Raw genomic sequence first — 24,806 nt, 5'->3', positions numbered from 1 at the left:
GCAACCATGCAATAAAAAGGCCGTATGTAACATAATAAGAAAAAGGAGAGCTGCCCAAAATGAAACTACTTACCGTTCAGCAGGCTATTGCGAAGCTTCGTGAGCAGATTTCTATCCCCGATACGCACGAATTGGTTTCCAGCGGCATTTTTCGCAATTCTTCGCCTGAACAAGCCCCCTACTATAAGGTAGAGCTCGAGTGGAACAAGCAAGGCGAACCGAGGCTGGACGACAATATGCTCGTGAACCCGCACACGATTCGGGCCGAGCTGGATGCCCTGACCGGCCAGCTGGTTGCTTTTTACCGCCATGACGATAGAGAAAGCAATAAGGAACCGAAAGAAGAGCTCAGCGATGCTCAATATGAAGCCGTCTATCCCCATGTGCTTCAATGGATCCGCAAGCTGGATGCAAGAATCAACCCCGAGGAACTGGTTCTGCGCAATAAGACGGTAATTGGACAAAAACGCTATGATTTCGTCTATGGCAGGCAGCATAACGGGATTCCGGTTAGCACTCAGCAGGCTCTTCATATCACATTGAACCGTTCCTTCGAGCTGCTTCATTACTGGTGCGTATGGGACGATTGCGAATTTGCGGGCAGCAGCGAATACATCCCTATGGATATATTCAAGGAGCAGCTAGGGCCAGACCAGCTGACGCTCTGCTATTTGAATTTGTTTCATCCCTCGGATCATCCCTTCTATCTATGCAGGCATGATGTATTTGATGCTGTAACGGGGGAGTTGGTTTATACGGATAAAAGCGATTTTATCGAAATTATCGATTTGGATACGTCTTTGCCGGAGCGCAATCAAACGGTTCATATCGTGCGTAAGCCCGTCTTTTCCGAGGCACATTATGATGAGTTAAAGCTGGAGGAGCATGTCACGGACGTGGATCTGGCGGCGCCGCATCCCTTCTACCCGCCTGTATCGGAGGAAGAAGCGGCCCGCGCTCTGGACATCGCCGTATCTTATCTCAAGCAATCCGTTTCGGAGGAGCCCTGGCAGTTCGCTTTTATTCATAAATCGGACGGCCGAATTGTAGAGAGCATGCAGGGAAATCAAATCAAGATCGAGATGCAGCGCTTCCTTCACGGGATTCCTATCATGGGCGGCAAGATCGGACTGATTATAGACCGGGACACCTGGAATATCTCTCATGTCATGGATGCCTTGAAGCTGTTCCAGGCCAGCCGCGGCGACGCGGATAAAGAAGCAAGAAGCAATCTCGGATGCTGTGAGCCTAAGATTGTAGCCGAAACCGCATGGGAGCTGCTATTTCCTCATATCGAGGCCAGGCTGTCCTACCGGCTGGCTGACAGGCATTCGCCCGAAGAGACCGTTAAAGCGTGTCTTGTCTACACACTGACGCATTTCGATTCGATTTGCGATGCCGTCACAGGGGAACGGGTCCATTTAACTTATTGAGCCGCCGCCAAATGTACTGACGCCCCATTTATCGGGTAAGGGCATTGATCCAAGCACTGGGGCTCCCCCTTACATATACTTATTTTGGGAATAAGCAATACCCCCTTCCAAAACTAAGCATATGAGAGGAGAATTTCAAATGAGTGGTGTAGGTTTCGGATTTACTAGCGTAGGTGTTATCCTGGTTCTCTTTATCTTGTTGGTTATCGTAACCCGCGGTGTGCTTTACTAATCTATAAGGCCGTATTAAGACAGAACAACCTGCCTTTGTTGAATCAGGGCAGGTTGTTCTTTATTTCATTATACCGTACCGTAAAGCCTGTCCTCCTTACTTGAAGGGGTACAGGCTTTCTCCTTGCACGGTATTATGCTTTGTTGGACTGAGCTCGCGCTCTGTCGCCTAGCGGCAGGAACGGAAGTTTTGCAGCGATCTTATTGTAAATCCCTATGCACAGCTTGGCCAGCGGCTCTGCAAAGCCGCGATATTTAACGACCAGCATGCTGGACAGCAGGGCAAGGATGATCCCTCCGGCGATATCCGCAGGATAATGAACCCCTGTATACACGCGTCCGATGCCCGTGAGGCTGGCCAATACTATCATCAATATTCCCATCCGGCGCTTCAACAGCATGCATACCGTGAAGGCAATAGAGAACGTGAAGGTCGTATGGTCGCTTGGGAACGACGGATCTGCGTCATGGGGAACCAATTGATGCACCTGATGCTCTACGAACGGTCTCGGATGATCAACGATAGGTGAAATGATCCACCCGGCAACGAGAATTGCCAAGGCCGCTGACAGGCAGGCGTAGAATACTCCTTTTTGATTCACGCTGCGGCCGCTGATCCACAGCACAGCCAGAATGAGCAGCATAACCCAAACCAGATCGCGGGCACAGAACACCATCACGCTGTCCAGCCAGCCGCCCTGTCCCGCCCATTGATTAATAAATTGAAAAATCGCGTAGTTCAAAAGTAATCCCCCATCCAAATCAAGATGACGGGATCAGTATAAAGCATAAATCTTAATAATTTATTAATAATTCATTAAAAAACGTGTATCGCGGCAAACCATCATCTTCCACCGTATCAATGGATGCTGCTTTTGTCAAAATTACCTCCCAGCACATCGGATACCTGCTGAATGGAAATAAAGGCTCTTTCGTCTATTTCCTGAACGAGTGCTTTCAATTTGCTCAGCTCCAGCCGCGTAACGACGCAATAGATCATTTGGGTATCCTCCTTGGAATATCCTCCCTTGGCGTAAATATACGTCGTATTGCGGCCCAGCCGCTTCATGATCGCATGGGAAATTTCCTCATATTCATTCGAGATGATCGTAACCGATTTGGATTCCTCCAGACCTTGAACGACAATATCCATGACCTTGGAAGCGATGTAATAGGTGAAAATGGAATACATAGCCGAGTCCCAGCCGAACACAAAGCCGGCCAATATAAAGATAAACACGTTGATGAACATGATGATCTGACCGACAGGCAATCTGAATTTTTCTGACAGCAGGATAGCCACAATCTCGGTGCCGTCCAGCGACCCGCCGAACCTCAGCACCAGACCGACTCCCAACCCGAGAATGAGCCCTCCGAACAAAACGGCCAATATTTTCTCGTTGGTAAAAGGCTCTACATGATGCAATAAAGCTGTGACTACGGACATCAAGGCAATCGCGTACAGCGTAGAGAACGCAAACGTCTTGCCGATCTGCTTGTAGCCGACGACCAGGAAAGGAAGATTGATAAAGAAGATAAATAACCCTAACGGAAACGCCGTTAGTTTGGATAGCACGATGGAAATCCCGGTAATCCCTCCGTCGATAACATCGTTAGGCACCAGGAAAACCTCAAGGGCTACGGCCATCATCACCGCACCGATGGATATAAAAATGAAGGCCTTCAAAAATTCAAGCCAAGTTTTCTTTTTATGTACCCGGTTGTTCATTTTCCCTACCTCGTCCTCTTTTTTAACCATAGCGTTCGCTTTTTTTTCGTAAAAAAACCAACTTTTTTTGAAGGAGGAACGGGTTCAAAACCTCATGTCGACAACGCCAAAAGAACCGTACGTTCAACGCACGGCTCCTAACTTATTGCGAGGCTATGATTATATAAACGATGGCTTGCGGTTCATCACTTTTCCGCTGATGACGTGAACATATTCCTTGTCGCCGCCTTCAACGGAAGGTCCGATAAAGACGCCCGCTTTGGCATCATGCTCTTCGCGAGCCGTACCCAAGTCGGCAGAGCTTGGAGCAGCCCACCGTCCCGCTGCGGATCCGTAAATCGAAGTCCGTTTAAACCCTGCGCTTCTGTTCATCTGAATCCCCTCCAACTAAGTGACTAATGGTTGCCAGCAGCTCTTCGTTATGATAGACGATCTCCGTAAGATCCTCCTTGGATAATACTTTCAGTCCCGAGATATGCACGGATAACACATGCTCTTTATCTAGAGGATAACATAGGACATACACCTCGGCAACCTCTTTCCGCCGCAAAAATTCCCAGGTGCTGTTCAAAAAGGCTTCCAGCACGTATATTTTCTTGTCGTTCTTCTTCTCCGCGTAGGTTTGGAACCGGTAAAACTTGCCTCTCCCCACATTCCCGCCCACTTGGCGAACGCCGTCATTCCCTTCCTTCTTCCAAATAGCCGCCCCGGTCACCCGAAACCCCTCGGGAGCGAGCAAGGAGTTGCGAACGGCCTCGCTGAAGGAATGGTACTTCTCCTCCGGATCGGCAGCCGTCACATTCCGATTATATTCCCAGAAGAAGTGAAGGATGCTTTGCTTCCTCTCGAGCTCGGCTTCCTTCTCCGCAAGAAGCTGGTAAGGATCGGTGAAGGTCTGCTCGTCCTCGATAGCCTTGGCAATGTAGCCGCAAGCGACATCGACTGCCGCCAAATAATTGCCGCGTACCGCCTCATGATAAGTGAGCAGAGTTAACCCCTGCAAATCGGATAAAATATGAAAGTCCTTGATCGTCGTATCCCGGATGAGGTCATCCCGCTCCTGCACCGATCTCGGGACCAGGGCGAACACGCGGCTGCGCCGCAGCTTTCCCCAGAACAGCCCCATCTCGAACAGCGTGTTGTCCCGGGTGATAAATACGTATTGTCCGCGATAAAGAGCAACGTCGTCCGCCGCAAACACGAACACACCGAAGTCGCTTAGATCCAGCTGCTGCTCCAACGCTTCCATCGTGTAGGAATTGGCCCCGAATGCCGTATACCATGGAGTCACTTGGGCCGAGCGGCTTAGGCTTTCGTGAACGGCCCGCGCATAATGTATCGCTTCCCTTGAGGAGCCGATGAACAGCTCCGGTTTTCGTTCTTGCCTCGATACCGACAACGGACACTTCCCCTTTTCAAGATCAATTCTCTAGTCTCCCGGTAAACCGATCCCATGCTTGTATCTCTATTAGTGTAGCAAAATTTTCCTGTTCTGTTGATAGTCCCTTCGAAGTTTTTTTATCAAACAGCAGCGACACCAATTTCCATAAAATACACTTGCATAAAGAACGTGTGTTCGGTATATAATAAGGATTAAATACGAATACACGTTCGCATTACGGTGGTGTCATTTATGAGTATCAATCCAAGAGTAGAAACCGAAGAAGATATTCAAATCATCAAGGAATACACCCTGCTGCCCATTCTGTTGGATATGCTGGCGAGAGATATCGAGGAGCTGACCCTGTACAAGGACAAAATTGTTTATAACCATGTAATCTTTTATCTCAGGGAAGTCGAGAGCTCCATCTATCCCGAGCTGCAAGCCCTTAAGAACAGGATGAGGGAGCGAAGCATCAAGGTGCTGCACACGGAGATGAATACACTTGGCATCGATGTGGAATATAAGGTCCGCGGTTACATCCATCATTTTAAAATGCTAAGAAGCCTGGTAAAAGCGGAGCTTATGACTACGCTTATGAATTTGCGGAGGCGGTTAAAATGATCACGAAGGGCGAGAGAACGATTTTTCTGGCGGACTGCCAGAGCTTCTATGCCAGTGTGGAAAAGGCGGACCATCCCGGGTGCAGGGATAAGCCCGTCGCTGTGGCCGGGGATCCGGCACGCCGTTCCGGCATCATCCTGGCGGCCTGCCCCATAGCCAAAAGCTATGGAGTCACTACCGCCGAACGGCTGGGCGAGGCGTTGAACAAATGCCCGCAGCTCGTGGTCATGCGTCCGCGCATGCAGCATTACATCGACGTCTCTCTCATGATCACGGAGATTTACAAGGAATACAGCGACCTGGTTGAAATTTTTTCGATCGACGAGCAGTTTCTGGACGTCTCCGGAAGTCTCGGGATCTGGGGAGATCCGCTGACGATAGCCCAATCCATCCAGCAGAAGGTGTTTCAGCAAACGGGAGTAAAAGTAAGAATCGGCATCAGCTCGAATAAAATACTGGCCAAACTCGCAACGGATATCTGGGCGAAGAAGAGCAATAGCGGCTTGTTCATCCTGCGCAAGGAGGAAATCGAAAATAAGCTTTGGCCTGAGCCGGTACAAAAAATGTTCGGCGTCGGGTCCCGCATGACGAAGCATTTCGCGCGGCTCGGGATGTTTACGATCGGCGATATCGCGCGAACCCCGCTCCCCCGCTTGAAGGAGAAATTCCGGGCGCGCTTCGGCAAGCAAAGCGATATTCACGCGGAGGTCATGTGGAGAACGGCGAACGGCCTGGATGACTCCCCTGTCACCCCCGGGACGTTCCATACGCCGCCCAAATCGGTAGGCCATATGATGACTCTGCCGAGAGACTATATCGAGAATAGCGAGGTAGAGACGATTCTGCTCGAGCTGACGGAGGAGGTCTGCCGCGACTGCCGGCGCAAAGGATACATGGGCGGTGTCGTATCGGTCAGCTGCATGTGCAGCCCCTACGAGGCTCCGACCGGATTCTCGAGACAAATGAAAATGCCTGATCCGACGAATAATACCAGTGCGGTCTTCGAGGCCGTCAAAACCTTGTTCTACCGTCATTGGGATAAGATGCCCGTACGCCGCCTCGGCGTCATGCTGAGCGGGTTAACGGACGATGAAGTATACCAGTTGACTTTATTCGAGGATCAACCGAAATTACGGGCACTGGATCGAGTTACCGATCAGATCAAGGAACGTTACGGCAGCGCGGCCATCGTAAGAGCGTCCTCAGTAACCGCCTCCGGGCAAGCGTTCGAGAGGGCACAAAAAATTGGAGGGCACTATAAATGAGCAAGAAACTCGAAGGGAACGGATTATGGGAATCAAGCCGCATGATGCTTCCGCAGCATAAAGAGCAGTCCCTTATTCGAAAAGACGCGCCGGCCCCGCCCCCCGAGCCGCCGACGAACAAGGAAATGGACATGATACGGGACTCCGTCCTGCTGCCCGTCGCGCTGCAAATTGTTGAAAAAAAGAGCATCGAAGTCGAGATGTCCACCCAGACATTGAAGCTCCTCTATTCCGCCGCCGCCAAAATATTAGCGAGACATATCCGCGAGGATGTCATGAAGAATAAGAGAGCTTTGCTGGAGCGGCACATTCAGGTATTTGAAGATACGAAGGACGACAACTCGCTGTGCTATCGGTACAGCTGCCGCGGCCGTGAAGACCGTTTCATTATGACAAAGGACTTTATCCGTTCGGAGATCAGCGTAAGAATCGGCCGCTATGCCAAAAGCCTGGTCGCAACGCTTCAGGAAGCCGCTAGCAGCCATAAAGTAAAATAGCCCCATATAACGTCCAAAAGCCCGACGGAGCACTCGGCTGCTCACTTCGGGCTTTTCTCAATAAATTCGATAAGTTCGGGGCTTCGCAGCATCCCATGACGGGTCCGTCCCCGGCATTGGACGCGAGCCCTGATTTCAGGCGCAAGATGAACAGTATGCTCATCCTCCTTGACGGCAAGCTTGCCTGCCATTGAATGGAAAAGCTGCATCTGCTTTTCATTCACACCCGACTCTATCAGTCCGACGGACTGCTTCGCACCATCCTCCTCGATACAGGCAAACAAGCCGAACGGCTCCTTCCGGTAACCCGAAATGACCACATCGACATATTGGTAATTGGGGATTCGGACCCAATCGTGCGATACTCTCGATACATAAGGGCTGTTTTTATGCTTGGCCATCATGCCCTGCATGGAGGAAGCAACGATAGATTGAAACAGCTCTTCTCCGTACGCTTCCGTCTGCGGAACGAGCTGAAACCGTTCGTTTTGCTGCAGCAGCGATTCCAGAAGCGCCCGCCGCTTGACTAAAGGCATAGGCCTCAGATCACGGCCCTTATGAAATAAGATATCCCAAATCATATACTGTGCCGGTCTTTGTGAAGAAAAAGCCTGAATCCGCTTCTCCTGCTTCAGCTGCATTCTTTCCATCGCCAATCCAGCATCGGCCATTCCACTGTCAGGATCTATACAGTACAGTCCCCCGTCCAGCACGACATCTCCCTCCAAGGGAATGCGGTGCAGCTCAGGGTACTGCTTGGTGCATTCAAGTCCGTCCGCCGTGAAGAGACGAGTCTCCTTCCCGCGCCTCGACAACATTATACGCTGCCCGTCGATCTTAGGCTCGAACACATAAGCCTGATCCGAAAAGGGGGTCTCCCGGCAATCCGCTAGCATCGGCGAGATAAACATACTCATCACCCACAATCATTTTAACATGAGCGGAGTGATGAATAATTAGGGAAAAGATGGGGAATCTAAAATTACCCTAACATGGAAGGAATGATGATTAATGGCACGTGGACAATCCAGAAGCAGCAACCAGATTATCGTACAGCAATCTGCAGGTGCTCTAGAGCAATTAAAGTATGAGGTAGCGCAAGAATTAGGCATTCAAATTCCGCAGGACGGCTATTACGGCTACATGGCTACCCGCGATACCGGTGCGATCGGTGGTCATATGGTTCGCCGCTTGGTGCAGATTGCCGAGCAGCAGCTTTCCTCCGCCTCCGGCGTGCGCTTTCAATAGGATCGGCATAACCCATCTTCAATGATGGGTTAGTAGAGAAAGCTGAGAAGATTCAGATGTGTTCGTGGTACCCCGGTGGGGTATCCCCCTCCAGCCGCTGTTGTTATTGGGAAAGTTTTAAATAAACGCATTATAGCGGTATTTTCCCAATAACAAAGGCGGTCGCTATCGCTCCTCCAGGGGATACCCCACCTCTGCCCATTGTCATCATCTAAATCAGCAGCTTTCTTAAATGACTTAACCCATCGCCTATGATGGGTTATTTTTTTTGGATAATAATAGACCGACCCTGTCCGCTTTAGGGAAGCTGGCTTGGTTAAGCCTCTCACACTCACATCCTTACCACAATTGTCACTGAAAGTAGATGAAAGCCCCGGTACACCAATACAGCCGTAAACACGAAAAAAAGCTATCCCGCGGTTTGAAAGCCGCGGAACAGCTTCTTCGTGAAGCATTGTTAGTTAATGAATTGGAGGTACTGCAGCATACGTTTCAGCGCAGCTGCCGCTTGCGCACGAGTCGCTTTGTCCTGCGGCGCAAACTCCTTATTGGACATTCCTTGGATAATGCCTGCACTCAGAGCCTGAGCAGCAGCATCCTTCGACCAGTCGCCGATGCTTGCACGGTCAGCGAATGAATCCAGGACTGCTTTGTCCAGCTTCACTTCTTTGCCGCCGACTTTGAGCGCTCTAACCAGCATGGTGACCATTTGCTCGCGAGTGATGTTATCGTTAGGCTTGAAGGTGCCGTCCTCAAAACCGGTAATTAACCCTGCCTTGTAGGCTGTACCTACATCTCCCGCGAACCAGTCGCTCGATTGTACATCGCGGAACCCGTCCGCTTGTACTTCGGCTAATCCAAGAGAGCGAACCAGCAAAGCTGCAAACTCAGCACGGGTAATGTTCGCATCCGGCGTAAACAGCTGGTCGGTTGTGCCGTTCACGATCCGCTTGTTCGCCAGAAGCTCTACATCCGCCTTGGCCCAATGCCCTTGCAAATCCGTAAACGATGTATCCGATTGAATGACCGTGTAAATGCTGTTATGCGGCGAACGAATCGTGATGTCCGATGAACCGTTGTTCGTCGTGATGACAGCGGGTACGAAATGCATCCGGTTGTTCGAATCGAACCAGACAGCCGTTATCTTGCTTGGATCTACAGTAGTTCCCAGGCCGAAGGTGCGATTGACATACACACCGCCAAAATCGGATAATTCGTTCCCGTTAACGGCGATCCTAAACTCGATCGGATTCGAAATCAGTTGCTTCGCGTTCAAGCTTTTCACCACCGCGGCAATATCGTCCCCGGCTTTACCGGAAACTTTAGAGATGGTGACCGTGACAACTGCATCCTTAGGAATATGCTTGAGCACACTTACAGGCAGCTCATAAGTAACTCCATTAGCTTGAATCCGAATAATCGCATTGCTTTGCTTACCGATAGCGTTCAGAATAGCATTGCCCGGCAGCTCCACTTTCACTGTCGACTCGCTGTCCTTCACATCGATCGTAACAAGCGCGTTGGATAAGGCTTTTTCCAGCTTGTCGGCGTCAACGGTCACTTTCGTTACCGGCTTGCCATCTGCCGTTGTTTCTTTGGTCACTTTCGCATCTTTGGAAAGGTCGATAGTGCTTGTATGGCTGCCAGAATCCGTTGGCGCAGCAGTACCGCCGGAACCGGATGACGAACCACCTGACGACCCGCCGCCAGGACGCGGTCCCGAGCTGGGTGGAACGGTTCTGAATGTAACCGTAGGGCCGTAAACGCTTCGGGTTCCATCCGAATCCACTGCCTGGATTGCATAAGTATAGCTGGTGTTTGGCAGCAAGCCTATCAAATCATAGGTCAGAACATTGCCTAACGACGCAACCTCGGTGTAGGTCGACCCTATAACGTTATATACTTTATACCCGCTTATTCCTCTGCCCGCTTCGGCTGCCGTCCATTTTAATGTTGCCGTTCTTGGTGTCACAACGGAAACAGTGAGGCTGGAATTAGCCGGCCATACCGGCTGAGTTACCGTAACATTCGCCAACGCTTTATACGTTGTACTGGTTACCGTACCCTCTACGGTGAAGCTGCCAGCAGACGCATACTTCGTTGGATCGATAGGATTCCACGTTACTCCTAGCTGACGGGTCGTGTTATCGCCGTACACCGCAGTAACCACCGTTGGCATTACCGGGGCTGTTCCCGCTTTGGTCGTTACGCTGACCGGCGTGATGCTTACAATTACTGGGCCTGGAGCATCCACTGCCATTACCGTAACATTCGCCAGCGCTTTATACGTTGTACTGGTTACCGTACCTTGAACCGTAAAGCTGCCTGCTGATACGTACTTCAGCGGATCGATAGGATCCCATGTTACTCCTAGCAGACGGGTTGTGTTATCGCTGTACACCGCAGTAACCACCGTTGGCATTACCGGTGCTGTTCCCGCTTTGGTCGTCACGTTTTCGGGATTAATCCCTATGACCACTGGAAGCACTTGCGAATCTGTCGGGAAAGCAGGTGCTGAAATCATAAATTTACGGGAATACGGGTCTGTTCCTTTGGATCTCACTGCAATTTTGGACATATCTGTTAAGGCAGCCGGTAAAGTATAGCTTGCTGTGTCTTTCGGCAGGTCAGCAAGTACCTTGGTTCCATCATAGACGGCATACCCTTCACTTAACGGATTTGCATCCCACTTCAAAACTTTAGCTGTAGGATCCAGCATTAGGTTTTGCGGAGGCGTTGGGGCATTAAACACTTGAACCTGCGTCAGGCGCGGAGGTCCTGTAAGATCGGCTCCTGCATTGCCGCCCGATGCGTTCTCTACCGTCACTTTGATATACCTGGAATGATAAGTCTTGCCCAGGTCGATCGGGTACGAGCTATCGTCCGTATCCGTACCGCCGCTAGTATTGCCACTAGCATACGTATACCCCTGAGCCGTCTTTTTATCCACTTGCTTAAAGGTCATGGAGTCAAACTCAGCGGCTGAAGCATGATTCGATGTATCATCGGATACATAAACCGTTGCACCTTTTAACCGGGTCGACTTGGCAAACAAACGGATTTGGCTGAAATCCATAGCCTGGCCTAGATCTATAACGAAGCTGCCTTTTTTGTCCCCATCCGTACCGAGCCACGAATAGTTCCCGATCTGATCAAGGCTTGTCACGTTGGTTACATTCCATTTCGTTGGGTCCTGCAGCACGCCGTTAGTCAGTTTATTGGCATTCCCGTACTCATTGGCCGCAGCAGATTGCTTCTGAATCGCATTGCCGGTGACCGGGCCCACATTGTACGCTTTTTTATTCAGCGCGAGGTTAACAGACGAAATCCCGGATGCCACCTTGTTTATAGTAATATCAGCCACTTGAAGCTGAACGTCAAAAGCTGAGTTATTGCCTCCATTGGAGCTTCGGTAAATCCCCCACTTCGGACGCAAATATTGATCAAACGCAGCCGGATATTCGGTCTCAAAGCTGCTGCCTCTTTGCGGTCTTCTCCACAAATCCTTCACGCCGTCGCTCGCACCTTGATTGGAGAACACTTGATACACATCTGGACTGTCATAAGTATACACTTTGCCGGTTACCGTGTCCGTGATCTTAATGGTGAGCCATCCGGTATCCGATATCAGCGCATTTAGCTCCACCTTAATCCAGTGACCGTCAAGCTCACTTAACGGAATGGTCAGAAGGTTCTTATCGCCGTCGTACCGGTTATGATTCACCACAAGGTTTCTCTTTGAGGTGCCGGAGATCGACATAGCCAGAATATAAGCACCGTTCTCATCGCTGGTGTTACCTCCCGGCAATGTATTGGTCGCTTGTGCATTCGTAGCCTTCAGCTGGAAAATATGCCGGAAGCCGGACTGATTCCACTGATTGCCGTCCGGTATATTCCAGAGCCAGCTGTAGGAAACGATATCACCCTCATAGGCCGTAAAATCATGAGTCGAATCTTCGCTTGGCCGAATTTCAACTCGCTGCCTGTCGTTGATCGCCGCGCCGTAAACAACGTAGCCTACGCTTGGGTCAAACACACCTTTATGGCCGTATTCACCATCCCGGACCTTATCGGCGAATTCGTTATTTACCCCTCTGCCATATTCAAAAAGCTTGAATACATTCTTCTTCAGCGTATCGTCCCAAACGCTTGTAATATGGTCGTCTGCTGCGGTTGCCCGAGGCAGATCGCCGTAATAATGATGGTAAGCGTCCCTGATTCTCTTGGTCACGCCTTCTACCGGTTCATCAGTACCCATTGCCCCTCCCAATACATTGTAAGGAGACACACCTTCGATGGCACTCATCTTGATTGTATTGGCATTTTCATCATACCCGCGGGCCGTCACATCAAGTGCGAAAATGGATGGGGAGCCGGTATTGAAAGCAAATGTAAATTCATTTGTGCCGAGAGGCAGCTTCGCAAGATAAGGAGCGGCAAACGTAACCGTATTTCCGGATAGCGTATAATCCGTACCTTTGACAAGCGCCGTTCCGCCCTTCGTAATCCCCGTCAGCGCCTGTCCACCGGCAAGACTTATCGTCGTTGAGACTGCAGCAGCTTGATCCCAGGTGCTGTAAGTATCCTTGGCAGGCACTAGAGCCGTTGCATTGGCAATAGGGTCTTTGCCGTAAATAGCCAGGGCGGACAGCCCCATCATCGAGTCTTGATCCGTAGATTTGCTGCGGGACCCGGCCAGAATCGTGTTGACCATGACATACCGGGCTGTGAACGGATACAGGAATGTCTTCGTATCATAGCCCCATTGCTGCCCGCCATACGTTACGTAAGACCATAGCCCTTCAGTCTCCGTACCGCCGGCCAATGTCCAGCCGTTAGCCTGCCAGTCGTAATTGTTGGCCGTATCTGAAGCCGTCGGCGCACTTTCCCAGGATGCCGGATCATTGGAGTAGTACACCTCAAACCTGGTCGCATTGCTTTGGATGTTGGGGATGCTGTTCGGTATTTCCAGGTACAATTTATCAATCGTTTTGGGAGCGCCCAGGTCCAGCGTCAAAGCCAAGGAGGAAGGCGAGTAATCGCTCTTATACACTTTAGAGCTTGAATTACGCCAGTAGCCGCTGCCATCTGCCTTCAAAGCGTCCGCTCCCGGATGCTCCGGCGCTTCCGAGCTTACTTTAAGATTTACTCCTGCTTGCGGGGTAAAGCGTGTCTTGTCCAGCAGGTTCAATGAGCCTGTTGCTGTCGGAATATCTCCGGCATTCATGACCGTCACGGTGCTGGTTTGCCTCAGGTTCCCCTTACTTGCAGTAATCAGCGCTGTACCTTCACTTTTCCCGGTTACGACGCCGTTTGCATCTACCGATGCTACCGCCGTATTATTGGACAGCCATGTGATCGACTTATCCGGTGTATTTTCAGGCAGAACTACGGTCCTAAGTGTCTCTTGTTTGCCGATGGCAAGGTTCAGCCTTTGCTTGCTAATGGCCAAGGAGCTGTCAGACGCTGCAGAAGGTTCTCCGAATACCCGGAATTCATTGCTTTTGATTCCTCCGGCTCCTGCTTTTAGAGTGACGTCGGATACAAGCAGTACATATTGAGCCCCAACCGGTGCCGTCAAAGTTTGATCTATTTTTTGATTATTACCAGGTGAAGGGGGGGTACTTTGCCCTAATTCAGAGATGGGAATCCAGGAGCCCCCATGTGCCGTTTCAAGCGGTTTTCTCGTTGCGCTCGAGGATGCCGAGAGGGTGCCGCCCTCCACAAGCTCCGTATAAGCAGCAGCATCATTGGTATAATAGACCTGGTAATTTTTCAGCAGGCTGCTATTGCTGCCCCATTCGATTTGGATTTTGCTGATATCGATTTTCTTTTCCAGCTTAACAGCCGCCCAATATTGATAGGTTTCTGCCGCTGAAGCTCCCAAGGAGCTATGGGCTTGCCAGGAGGTATCTGATTTGTCGTCAATAAAGTTGTTCTTGGTGCCGCTGCTCTGGCTGACGACCTTGAGTTCCGCACCAGGCGTCATCGCCCAGTTCTTATAGCCCGTATTAACGTTAACCTCAGCATAAGGCTGAATGTCTTTGGGGTTCGTGATCCCCGTCCCGTCAAATTGGCCCGTAATTTTATAGCTGCCCATTGCATTAGGATCATAACCGGCCGGGCTCCAGGTGACATTCACCTTCTCAACCTTCCCTGTGCTTAAGGTAACATCAAGCTGGGAAGGCAAGCCTAAGCTATTGAAGGCCGTTCCTACGGTAGTTGTAATGGCCGCAGGTCTCGCCCAAGCTACAATCTCCTTAGGCTGCGCCTTAGGGTCCCATCCGTCAGGGAAAACATAGCTGTTACTGTCCCGTTTGATCAAATGCACGTCAGCCAAATACATTGTAGCCGCCTGGAATTCATCAGCGTACGCCGCATCTCCCGCACCATTGTACATCCCGCGGTACAGCCCCCATTTGGAACGGTTTTGCTGTCCCGCTACCATAGGCTGGTCCCCTCTTTCGAGTCTGCCCGTAGCCGGATTCTTCTCTTCAGGGCGGCGCAGCGTTTCGGCTGTCATCCCGCCTTCGAACAGCACTTCGTTGGATTCCAGATCCACCAGCTTACCGTAAACGTAGCCTTTATCCGCGGATAAAATCGTCACCTCAAAATCAAGCCAGCGGTCAACCACCTTGTCAAAAGGAATGGTGAACAATGGTTTGATTCTGTCTGCAGCCGTACCGTCCGGATTGTTGCGGAATTCCAGCTGTCCCTTGCCGCCGCTTGAAACAAGCGTAAGGGTCGTGATCGGCTGGCCGGCTTCATCGCCTGAGATCGCTTTCAATTGAAAGATATGCCAGAAGCGATGCGGATTAATAAAATCGCCGGCTTTATAATTCGTGACATCCTGCTGGAACCTTAACGTTTCCGATGGAAGCATCAGCCTCCAGTGGTGGGTCATAATATCCCCGCCTACGCTGTTAGCATCGATATTGGATGCCGCAGTATTGCTCTTAATCTCCAGCCTCTGGCGGTCGCTGCCTACGGCTCCGCGATCCCCATCATCCCGGCTCACGCCCTCCGGGGTTTTAAAAGGTAAAAATTCGTGATAACGCAAAATATCGGAGTTGAGCTTCTCGGTCCCCGGTATATTAGCAATGCCATATTTTGCGAGCGCATTCGCATCATTTTTGCCAATGGTCTGCAAATACATATTATCTCCGATCCAGGATTCATCTACTGTCGAAGCCGCCGGGTAATCGCCGGAACGATCGTAGAAGGACTCATTCCAGTTTTTCCCGCTGTAAGAGGAGGCGGCGCCTGGGCCCTCTACGGAGCCGGTCGTACTGCCGTTGCCGATTTTCGATGCACCAAGCACATCCCAGGCATTTTCTCCCCTATGAATGTTAAGAGGTAAATACTTGTCGTTAGGTCCCATAGGCCCGGCGCTGGCTGGAATACTGCTATCCACCGTTACCGTGATGGTGTATGTTTTGCTGTTGCTGCTGTCATTTTTATCCGTAAGGACCAAATAAAAATTCGTTGGCCCGCTTGCGGACAATTGGTCCAGCTTGGCATCGTTTTTATTGGAGGTAAAAGCGATAGCCGTTGTTCCGTCGGCTCTATAAAGCGCCGCGCTTGCTCCGGGGTTGGTCGTTATATTCAACATTTGGGACAAGGTTCCGTAAGGCAGCGAGATATGGATAGCTGCATCGTTCAGATTAACGTCAGCATCAACAGGTTTATTCACCTGCACATCCAATAACCCCAAGCTGTCCCCTTCCGCCGCGTGAACCGTGGATACAGGGATAAAGGGCGCCGGAAAAAGGGAAACGACGAGAGCAACAATCAATATTAAGGTTAATACTCTGTTAGCGGCATGCTGCCTAAGCATCTTCAAAAGCCTCCTTTACGAAATCGGTAAAGCCTAGCGTAAATTTCTTAACTTCATAATGGAACGTTAGAATATCTTGCACGGGATTATGGACAAAGCATCTGCTCTGTCAGTGGATAAAAGGAGTAAAGAGTACAGGGTTGACCGCTTAGAATTGAACTCCAGATTATAGAATTCAAGGGGATGCAAGCAGAAAAACAGCCATAAATTTCGGGGCTGTCAGAAGACATCAGACGGGCCGGCTTGTGGATGTCGTTAAAAGAATAATGATCGGATTCACGGCAATGAAGCCGTGCGGTTCTTTGGTGGTATGCACCGTAAAAACAGTAATCTTACAAGGCTTGTCCATCATTCACGCCTCATGGCTCTCCCTCCTTAAAAGGTAAAACATGCTATCCATAATTTCTATTTTACTCCTGCCTGTGAACAAAACTATGGATAAATCCCATCTTCATATGGACAAATGAAGGGAAAATAACAGCGCTTTCATTTTTAAATGAAAAGAAAAAGGACCCTCGCGGGCCCTTCCAACGGTGAATTGATTTTTGGTACTAATGTCTTGAACCTCTTTTGAACCTTAGGTCTACCACTTTAACACTAATGCAGTATGGGGTACTACAATAACGTCTCTGCGGCACATCCCCTCGCTTCTATTTAGATTCTAACAGCTTCCCCGGCATTTCTCGTTGATCGTTCAACGGAACCACACCTCTCTTTTCACCGTCGACCATAGCATGCCCCTATAGGAGGCCATTATGCATGAACTTGAAAAAGATCTTTACTGCTGTTGACCTTGACCCTGACCCTGACCCTGACCTTGTCCTTGCCCTTGACCTTGACCGCCTTGGGATTGCTGCTGCAAAGCCTGTTCAGCCTGCTTAAGCTCTTCAGACGATTGCTGGAGCTGCTGCTGGATTTGCTGAATTTGAACCTCTTGCGTAATTTGTTTCGTTTGCTCGGCAATTTGATCCGCCTGAGCAGCCGCATGCTGAACCGCTTGTTGAAGCTGCTGCTGAGAGTCACCTTGGCCTGACTGCTGTCCCGAGCCTTGCCCGGCATTTTGCTGCTGATTTTGCCCTGGCATGACGTTCACCTCCTATAAGTTTCCTTATAAGGATTTGTCAAATAAACGCCATCTATTCGCATGTAAAATCGGCATGACAAAATAACCTCAACGATATTTAACCTACAGGGTCAAACGTCCATAACGCCAAGGGGGTCCCAAGCATAACTTAATTTCGGGGCTATCAATTAAGGCTCACTTCAAAAATAGCATGAAGGGAGATATGAAACATGGGTGGACTCGTAGGTGGAGCAGGCTGCGGCGTAGGCGGCGTAGGCGGCGTATTTACAAGCGTTGGCGTTATTCTGGTTCTGTTCATTTTGTTGGTTATCGTTACTCGCGGCTGCTTGTACTAATATTTAAAAACAAACCCGCGTCCTATCAGGGACAGCGGGTTTTTATTTGGCTAGAAGGTTGGATTATTCCGCCGCTTCCGCTGCGGTCTCTGCTGCAGGTTCCACTTCGGAGATCGTATGGAACGGCGCGGCAATGACTTCATCGGCACGGGTCAGCACATGAACCCCTTCCGGAATGTCCAAATCCTTGACGAAGATAGCCTTACCTTCCCGTATCGGCGTCAAATCAAGGGCAATGGCCTCCGGTATTTGGCCGGGCAGGCAATCGACATGAATTTCATGAAGAAACATTTGATAAGGAATCATTTTACCGTCCGGGTCCGGAATCGGTTCAATACGAACATGCACCTTAACCCGTTCGTTCAATTGAATTTGATGCAGGTCAACCGCCAGAATGCGGTGATGAATCGGATCACGATCGACGGCGTGTATGACGGCCAGCTTGTTAAGGCCAGGCGCCTCCAGCTCAATAAGCGCATTAGGATAATGAAGCGCCTTTAGCAAAGCCTTCTCATCCAATGCAATGGAGACAGGCTCCGTCATTTTCCCGTATACGACTCCAGGAACCTTCTTTTCCTCACGCAGCTTGCGTATGGCAGATCTGGTTGTTGTTTGACGCAATTCCGCTTGCAGTTGTAATTTCATCGATATGTCCTCCCCTATGGTGTCAGGGCGAACACCTCTAGCCAGATTTGAGCTGTCACTTCCTTATGATTGAATTGGGGAAATCCCGGAGGTGTTCTCCCTGGCTTGATCTTGTCCTCATTATTTTACCATTGTTGGCTCCGGCAGTCAGAACGCTCGTTCCGCAAAATCAGCGATCCTATCGTAAAATGAACGATAATCTCCAATCATTGAAGGCTGCTCCACCCTTTTTGTCCATTTCCTCAAAGTTGGAACGCTTTGCCGGGAGCATAAGTACAAAGGATGTATTTTTCATAGCTGCATAAGCTCCAATTGCCGTTGACAAGTCATATCTGTCCGCCTCTATTAATAGACTACTTTGTACCTGACTATTAGGAACGGAGGGTTGTCCGTGCAATATTATTATGGAGATAAAATGCCGCTGCGCATTTTGGACGAGGGAGAATTCTGGAAGCTGCAGGAGACGGAGCATACCGATGTTATTCGGGCACTGGTTCCCGACCTGGAGCAGCCGTTCGTTGAAGCCTTGCAGGAATGGGAGCAGGCGCTGGCACAAACCCAAGCGAGGTTCGTGCGCTACATAGAGCTGGTCGGAAGGACGGGCCACCAGGTCAGCGGAGAGGTGTATAAGCAAATTATGGAGCTGGTTCAGTTTGCGCTTCATCAAAGCGAGCAATTCATTCAATTGCTTAACCAGCTTGGCAGCGGAAGTGCGGCCATGAGGAAAAATCCGACGGCTATTACCGTATTAAACCATATCCGGCGAGAATCCGAATACTTTATCGGCATCGCTCAAGCGCTGCTCTCCAGGGAGCAGAGTTATTAGTCTAATGATCCGGCAGGCAGTCTGCCTCATCTTCTTATGATTCCTGCCTCTATCGTTTGCGTTCCATTTGTGAGGACGTGTACAATAGAACCTAAATAAGGGATGAGGTGGATATGAAGATGAATCAAGCTGCAGCATTTGCAAGGCCTCCATTGGCGGATTGCATCCCGGATCTGGTTGCGTTTGCCTGTGGAGAAAAGAAGGCGACCCTGTTCATCCGCAACGGCAGTCTGGTTAATGTAATGTCCGGCGAAATTCTGCCGAATACCTGCGTAGCTGTCGTCGGAACGCGCATTGCCTATGTCGGCCCTTTCGTCGAGGGAATGATCGGCTCCGATACGAAGGTTATCGAGGCGGAGGGCAAATATATTGCTCCCGGCTTGTTGGACGGGCACTGCCATATTGAGAGCAGCCTGCTATCCGTAACGGAATTTGCGAACGGCGTCCTTCCGCTTGGAACGACAGGCGGCTTCTTCGATGCCCACGAAATATCGAATGTCCTTGGTCTGCCAGGACTGCGCATTATGCTGGACGAAGCAAGACAAACGCCGATGGCCGCTTATATGCAGGTAGCCTCCTGCGTCCCTTCGACGAACCCCGAGTTCGAAACGTCGGGAGCTGAGTTCGGACCGGAGGAGGTAGCCGAGGCATTAAGCTGGGGCCCGGATATGATTGCTCTTGGAGAGGTCATGAATTTCCCAGGTGTCGTCTACGGCGATCCGAAGATGATCGGTGAAATTCAGGCGACGCTCCGGGCGGGCAAGGTCGTGGACGGCCATTACACCTGGCCTGCCAATGACCCCCGGCTTGCCGCTTATGCAGCTGCAGGAGTATCGGGATGCCACGAGAGCGTCACGAAGGAAGACGTTGTCGAGCGTGTGAGACTTGGCATGTACGCCAAGATGCGCCGCGGCTCGGCATGGCATGATGTGGCCGCTACGATCAAGGCGCATACCGAGCTTGGCATTGATTCCCGCCGGATGATTCTTGTGTCGGACGACCGGATTTGCAGCTCTTTAAAAGAAGAAGGCCACATGAATTTCATTGTAAGACATGCTATCCAGCAGGGCGTGAAGCCGGTGACCGCCTTCCAAATGGCAACCTTAAATACGGCAGAGCGCTTCGGTGTCGCAAGAGATGTAGGCTCCGTAACGCCGGGCACGATCGCCGACATTATTTTGCTGGACGGCAACCTGGCTGATGTTAACGTCGTTATGACGATCGCCCGTGGCAATGTAGTCGCCGAGAATGGCGCCATGACCGTGAAGCTGACCCCGTTCGACTATCCCGATTATGCGGTGAATTCGGTTAAAATCAATAAAAAGCTGGCTCCTTCCGATTTTGAAGTGCAAGCGCCGGTATCGTCGGGCACTATTAAGACCCGTGTGGCCGTCGTGAGAGAAAATCACGTGGAGACGGAGGAAATCTTCGCCGATATTCCTGTGAAGGACGGCAAGCTTCAGATCACTCCGGAGAGCACGCTGTGCAAGATGGCCTTGTTCGAGCGCCATGGCAAAACCGGCGGTTCGGCTATAGGCATTGTCGGCAATGTAGGCTTCGATCAACCGGCGGCTATCGCCATGACCGTCGCTCATGACAGCCATAACCTGCTCGTCATCGGCAACGATGACGCAGTGATGGCCCAAGCCGCGAACGCCGTCATTGGCATGCAAGGCGGCATCGCCGTTGCGACAAGCCAGACCCTCGTCGAGCTGCCGCTTCGTCTGGCCGGCCTTATGTCGACGGAGCCTTACGAGAAGGTGGTCAAGCAGTCCATTGAGATCAACCAAGCGCTGGTGAAGGCCGGATGCACGATGAATTATGCGTTCATGACCCTATCCCTGCTCGCCTTGGTCGTGATCCCTACGCTGCATATTTCCGATACGGGCTTGATTCGGATATCCGACGCAGGGTTCGAGAAGGTATCCCTGTTCGCGGACGAAGGATAAGAAAATAAACAGCGGGGGCTTTGTGCCTCCGCTGTTTTTGTTTGAAACCTTTATCACTTGAAATATCGCCAATATACTCCGGTGGAATATACCCCTCCGGCCGCTATTGAAACCCGTGAAAGATGAATGTATTCAGCGGTATTTTCACGGGTTTCAAAGGCGGACGTAAACTCCTCCGAGGCATACCCCACCTCCATATGTAGCTATATTTCACGTAAATCGAGTCTCAAGACAACCACATCGGAGGCTTACGCCCCGACGTGGTTATTTTCTTTTTTCGTCCGCGGTGCTTTAATAGGTTGTTTCGCGCTGGGGGCGGTAGCGCTCACGGGGACGATTATATTGCGCCGGGAGTTACGGCTGAGCGATAGCCTGATGAAGCGCTTCGATATAAGCGAGCGCAAGCTTGGACAGCGCCGCATTTTGGTGACAGATCCAGCCGACATGAATCGTCTCCTCGCATGCCAGAGGGACGGGAATAATCTCATTCCCGTTCAAATCGGCGCTCAGCACCCCGGTAGAGATCGTATAGCCGTTCAACCCGATCAACAAATTGAACAGCGTGGCCCGGTCATTGACACGAATGCTTTTGGGATGCGTCAGCGTGCTCAATATTTCTTCGGAGAAATGAAAAGAATTATACTCCCCCTGCTCGAAGAACAGGTAAGGATAATCCTGAAGCTGGTCGATCGTCACGACGGATTGCTTGGCGAGCGGATTATGTACGCTTATAAAAATATGCGGCTTCGCCGTAAACAAGCCGGTAAATTTCAGATTGGCATCCTTCAGCAGCCGGTTGATGACCTTGGCGTTAAATTCATTGAGATACAGGATGCCGATCTCGCTGCGTTGGCTTTTGACATCCTGAATGATCTCATGTGTCTTCGTTTCGCGCAGCGCCAGCTCGTATTCCTCGTGGCCGTACTCACGAACCAAATGCACGAAGGCATTCACGGCAAATGCATAATGCTGTGTCGATACCGAGAAATGCTGGGGAGATGGCTTCGCGTTCAAGTATCTGCTCTCCAGCAGCTCGGCCTGCTCAATCACCTGACGGGCGTAGCCGAGAAACTCGGCCCCCTCCTTCGAGAGAGAAATGCCTTTGTTCGTGCGCTCGAAAATGGTGATCCCGATTTCCTCCTCGAGATCTTTTATCGCATTGGACAGACTCGGCTGGGAGATAAACAGCCGTTTGGCCGCTTCATTCATGGATCCCCGGTTGGCAACCTCAATCACATATTTCAACTGCTGCAGCGTCAATGTACTTCCTCTCTTTCGCCCTTAAATTGCTGCTTATTTGACCTGGACCACTTGTCCGCCGGTCATGGCAACCAGTTCTTCCGGCGTCAGCTCGAATACCGCCTTGGGATGTCCCGCTGCTGCCCACAGCGTCTTGTACTGGAACAGGTCCTCGTCAATGAGAGTCATCACGTCTTCGGCGTGCCCGATCGGAGCCACTCCGCCGATGACAAAACCGGTTCTCTCACGAACGTAGTCCGCGTCCGCTTTGCCGAGCCGGTCATTCAGCTTTCCGGCGATAAGCCTTTCATTAACCCGATTCACACCGCTGGCGACAACCAAAAGCGGCTTATCGGAGCTCTTAAGACGAAATATAATCGATTTGGCAATTTGCGCAACCTCGCAGCCAATAGCGTCTGCGGCCTCCTGGGCTGTGCGTGCGCTATCGGGCAGCTCCACAACCTTATTTGCATAACCCCACTCCGCCAGCAAGTCCTGCACTCGCTGAGCGCTTTCTTTCAGCGAACCCATCTCATAATTCCCTCCAATCCTTGATTTATGCCCTCTGATGAGGGAGGGGCCCCCAGGAAAGGAACCCCTTCGGGATAAACCTAGACAGCAGACCCTTGCTTCGCCATATCATCCAGCAAAGCGCCGTTAACGGCATTCAAGAACGCATTCGCGCTGGCTTTAATAATATCGGTGTCCATAGCGCGGCCGGAATATGTTTTGCCCTCGTATTGGATGCGGATGTTGACGCGGCCGATCGCTTCCTTGCCTCTCGACAGGCTGTTGATTTTATAATCCTTCAGCTGAACATCCATGCCTACCAAGGCTTTGATGACGCTGTACAACGCATCAATCGGACCGTCGCCTACTTCAGAGCCTTTCAAAACCTCAGAGCCCTTTCTCAATTTCACGGTAGCCGTAGGGTAAACATCGTTGGTCACCACCTGGAAGGATTCCAGCTCATACAGCTGCTTCTCGGTATCGCTGACGGTGCGGTGACTTGTCACCAAATAAAATACGTCATGATCATACACTTCTTTTTTGGCATCGGCCAGGGTAAGGAATTTTTGGAACAGCTGCTCAAAGTCCTCGTTATCGCTCGTATCAAAGCCCATCTTCTCGACGGCGTTCTTGAACGCGTGACGGCCGGAACGGGCGGTAAGAATCAGCTCCATGCTCTCCGCTCCCACATCCTCCGGAGACATGATTTCATAAACCTGCTTATCCTTAAGCAGCCCGTCCTGATGAATGCCCGAGGAGTGGGCGAAGGCGTTCTCGCCTGTAATCGCTTTGTTCACCTGAACATCCAGGCCGGTCAAATGAGTGACCAAGCGGGACGTTCTCAGAAGCTCTTTGGTCTGAATTTCGGTATAGGCTTGGAAGGAGCTTTCCCTTACCTTCAAGGCCATTACGACTTCTTCCAGCGAGGCGTTACCCGCGCGCTCACCCAAGCCGTTAATCGTGCATTCGATTTTGTCCGCTCCGTTCTTGACCGCGCTGAGCGTATTCGCGGTTGCAAGCCCCAAATCGTTATGGCAGTGCACGCTGAGAATGACCTTGTCGTTCAAGTTCTTCAAGCGGTCATTAATTCTGCGGATCAAGTCCCCGAATTCATCAGGGACGGCAAAGCCGACCGTATCCGGCACGTTAATCATCGTCGCCCCTGCTTTGACAACGGCTTCGATCGTTTTCCACAAATATTCGAAATCTGATCTCGATGCATCCTCTGTCGAATATTGAACGTAAGGCAGCAGCGTCTTGGCATATTTGACGGCTTCAACGCCCATCTCCATGACCGCTTCCTTGGATCGGTTGAACTTCTTCTCCACATGGATGTTGGAGGTTCCGAGAACGATATGGATGAGCGGATTTTGCGCCGCCTTAATGCTTTGATAGACAGCGTCAATATCGGTTCGAACGGCGCGGGCCAGCGCAGTAATCGATACGCTGTCGCCAAAGGTGCGGGCAATTTCCTGCACCGCCTGAAAATCTCCTTGGGAAGAAGCCGGGAAGCCCGCTTCGATAATATCTACATTCAGCCGTTTCAATTGCTGGGCGATTTCAATTTTTTGATGCATATTTAACTTAGCGCCAGGAACCTGCTCTCCGTCACGCAATGTAGTATCCAATACAATTATTTTACGATTCATGGTTAGTTCCTCCTAAACGAAATGGATATAATATATATCTATATAAAGCGAGGTTGGTTAAACCCGGAATTTAACCAACAAAAAAACCCCGTCTCTACGTATAGAGACGAGGTTGAACTCGCGGTACCACTCTAATTCATTTCATTAACGAAATGATCTCCTTCGATGGCCATCACCATCTATCCCTGTAACGGTGGAAATCCGGCTTACCCTACATATCAGGCAGCTGTTCATAGACGAGTTCGAAATGAAGGTCACTGCCGTTTCGCACCTGCCAACGGCTCTCTGAAAGGTCCAATCAATTCTACTATTTCTAATCGTAAC

19 protein-coding genes and 1 other annotated feature (1 of these 20 running past the window's edge) are annotated in these 24,806 nt (G+C 50.7%); of the genes, 8 read left to right on the top strand and 11 right to left on the bottom strand.

Annotation, left to right across the window (positions count from 1 at the left end):
• The first annotated feature begins 59 nt into the window (after nt 1-59).
• Nucleotides 60-1,433: a YcdB/YcdC domain-containing protein gene (locus ABEA66_RS23230; protein ID WP_079908509.1), complete on the top strand. Its 1,374-nt coding sequence runs from the start codon at nt 60-62 to the stop codon at nt 1,431-1,433.
• A 365-nt stretch (nt 1,434-1,798) separates the two neighbouring features.
• On the opposite strand, the gene ABEA66_RS23225 is transcribed toward ABEA66_RS23230, so the two are convergent.
• The 4 genes from ABEA66_RS23225 to ABEA66_RS23210 all read right to left on the bottom strand — a co-directional run bounded on the left by ABEA66_RS23225 (nt 1,799) and on the right by ABEA66_RS23210 (nt 4,792).
• Entirely contained in the window at nt 1,799-2,407 is a 609-nt protein-coding gene (locus tag ABEA66_RS23225; RefSeq protein WP_179135843.1) for an undecaprenyl-diphosphatase, read from the bottom strand.
• Nucleotides 2,408-2,523: 116 nt separating this feature from the next.
• Nucleotides 2,524-3,393, bottom strand: a complete 870-nt coding sequence (locus tag ABEA66_RS23220; protein WP_079908959.1) for a YitT family protein — start codon at nt 3,391-3,393, stop codon at nt 2,524-2,526.
• 159 nt (nt 3,394-3,552) lie between these two features.
• Nucleotides 3,553-3,765 (bottom strand): hypothetical protein, encoded by a 213-nt coding sequence (locus ABEA66_RS23215; protein WP_345591228.1) that lies wholly within the window; start codon nt 3,763-3,765, stop codon nt 3,553-3,555.
• Nucleotides 3,743-4,792 (bottom strand): TIR domain-containing protein, encoded by a 1,050-nt coding sequence (locus ABEA66_RS23210; RefSeq protein ID WP_345591226.1) that lies wholly within the window; start codon nt 4,790-4,792, stop codon nt 3,743-3,745. Before ABEA66_RS23210 ends, ABEA66_RS23215 begins: the two co-directional genes overlap by 23 nt.
• Nucleotides 4,793-5,026: 234 nt before the next feature.
• On the opposite strand from ABEA66_RS23210, the gene ABEA66_RS23205 reads away from it, so the two are divergent.
• From ABEA66_RS23205 to ABEA66_RS23195, 3 genes are read left to right on the top strand one after another with little or no spacing between them, the layout of a single operon-like run.
• Nucleotides 5,027-5,398 (top strand): YhjD family protein, encoded by a 372-nt coding sequence (locus tag ABEA66_RS23205; RefSeq protein WP_345591224.1) that lies wholly within the window; start codon nt 5,027-5,029, stop codon nt 5,396-5,398.
• Nucleotides 5,395-6,663: a DNA polymerase IV gene (locus ABEA66_RS23200; RefSeq protein ID WP_345591222.1), complete on the top strand. Its 1,269-nt coding sequence runs from the start codon at nt 5,395-5,397 to the stop codon at nt 6,661-6,663. The genes ABEA66_RS23205 and ABEA66_RS23200 overlap by 4 nt, the downstream gene beginning before the upstream one ends.
• A complete protein-coding gene (locus ABEA66_RS23195) occupies nt 6,660-7,160 on the top strand; it encodes a YhjD family protein (protein WP_079908503.1) in 501 nt (166 codons plus the stop codon). The genes ABEA66_RS23200 and ABEA66_RS23195 overlap by 4 nt, the downstream gene beginning before the upstream one ends.
• 41 nt (nt 7,161-7,201) lie before the next feature.
• Here the strand turns inward: ABEA66_RS23195 and ABEA66_RS23190 are convergent, their stop codons facing one another.
• Nucleotides 7,202-8,077, bottom strand: a complete 876-nt coding sequence (locus ABEA66_RS23190) for an ATP-dependent DNA ligase (protein ID WP_345591220.1) — start codon at nt 8,075-8,077, stop codon at nt 7,202-7,204.
• 94 nt (nt 8,078-8,171) lie between these two features.
• Here ABEA66_RS23190 and ABEA66_RS23185 point away from each other — a divergent pair, with 94 nt between their 5' ends.
• On the top strand, nt 8,172-8,408 hold the full coding sequence (locus ABEA66_RS23185; RefSeq protein WP_079908501.1) for an alpha/beta-type small acid-soluble spore protein: 237 nt from the start codon (nt 8,172-8,174) through the stop codon (nt 8,406-8,408).
• Between the two features lie 457 nt (nt 8,409-8,865).
• On the opposite strand, the gene ABEA66_RS23180 is transcribed toward ABEA66_RS23185, so the two are convergent.
• Both ABEA66_RS23180 and ABEA66_RS23175 read right to left on the bottom strand, forming a co-directional pair.
• Nucleotides 8,866-16,245 carry an S-layer homology domain-containing protein gene (locus ABEA66_RS23180; RefSeq protein WP_345591217.1) on the bottom strand — a complete coding sequence of 2,460 codons (7,380 nt, stop codon included), beginning with the start codon at nt 16,243-16,245 and terminating at the stop codon, nt 8,866-8,868.
• A gap of 778 nt (nt 16,246-17,023) precedes the next feature.
• Nucleotides 17,024-17,329: a hypothetical protein gene (locus tag ABEA66_RS23175; RefSeq protein WP_345591215.1), complete on the bottom strand. Its 306-nt coding sequence runs from the start codon at nt 17,327-17,329 to the stop codon at nt 17,024-17,026.
• A 209-nt stretch (nt 17,330-17,538) separates the two neighbouring features.
• On the opposite strand from ABEA66_RS23175, the gene ABEA66_RS23170 reads away from it, so the two are divergent.
• Nucleotides 17,539-17,664: a hypothetical protein gene (locus ABEA66_RS23170; protein ID WP_256865195.1), complete on the top strand. Its 126-nt coding sequence runs from the start codon at nt 17,539-17,541 to the stop codon at nt 17,662-17,664.
• A gap of 63 nt (nt 17,665-17,727) precedes the next feature.
• Here the strand turns inward: ABEA66_RS23170 and ABEA66_RS23165 are convergent, their stop codons facing one another.
• A complete protein-coding gene (locus ABEA66_RS23165) occupies nt 17,728-18,309 on the bottom strand; it encodes a 50S ribosomal protein L25 (protein ID WP_345591212.1) in 582 nt (193 codons plus the stop codon).
• Nucleotides 18,310-18,700: 391 nt separating this feature from the next.
• On the opposite strand from ABEA66_RS23165, the gene ABEA66_RS23160 reads away from it, so the two are divergent.
• Both ABEA66_RS23160 and ABEA66_RS23155 read left to right on the top strand, forming a co-directional pair.
• Entirely contained in the window at nt 18,701-19,135 is a 435-nt protein-coding gene (locus ABEA66_RS23160; protein ID WP_079908497.1) for a DUF2935 domain-containing protein, read from the top strand.
• 119 nt (nt 19,136-19,254) lie between these two features.
• On the top strand, nt 19,255-21,084 hold the full coding sequence (locus ABEA66_RS23155) for an adenine deaminase (RefSeq protein ID WP_345591709.1): 1,830 nt from the start codon (nt 19,255-19,257) through the stop codon (nt 21,082-21,084).
• Between the two features lie 354 nt (nt 21,085-21,438).
• Here the strand turns inward: ABEA66_RS23155 and ABEA66_RS23150 are convergent, their stop codons facing one another.
• The 3 genes from ABEA66_RS23150 to ABEA66_RS23140 form a co-directional block, all read right to left on the bottom strand.
• On the bottom strand, nt 21,439-22,344 hold the full coding sequence (locus ABEA66_RS23150; RefSeq protein WP_079908495.1) for a LysR family transcriptional regulator: 906 nt from the start codon (nt 22,342-22,344) through the stop codon (nt 21,439-21,441).
• A 33-nt stretch (nt 22,345-22,377) separates the two neighbouring features.
• Nucleotides 22,378-22,854, bottom strand: a complete 477-nt coding sequence (locus tag ABEA66_RS23145) for a YbaK/EbsC family protein (protein WP_345591209.1) — start codon at nt 22,852-22,854, stop codon at nt 22,378-22,380.
• An 80-nt stretch (nt 22,855-22,934) separates the two neighbouring features.
• Nucleotides 22,935-24,482: a 2-isopropylmalate synthase gene (locus ABEA66_RS23140; protein ID WP_345591207.1), complete on the bottom strand. Its 1,548-nt coding sequence runs from the start codon at nt 24,480-24,482 to the stop codon at nt 22,935-22,937.
• Nucleotides 24,483-24,581: 99 nt separating this feature from the next.
• Nucleotides 24,582-24,806 (bottom strand) — a binding site (T-box leader) (it continues 6 nt past the right edge of the window).

The sequence above is a fragment of the Paenibacillus vulneris genome, assembly GCF_039543185.1.
GTDB lineage: Bacteria > Bacillota > Bacilli > Paenibacillales > NBRC-103111 > Paenibacillus_S > Paenibacillus_S vulneris.
Note: the sequence above shows the minus strand (reverse complement) of the source record. Positions and strands in the feature narration are given on the sequence as shown.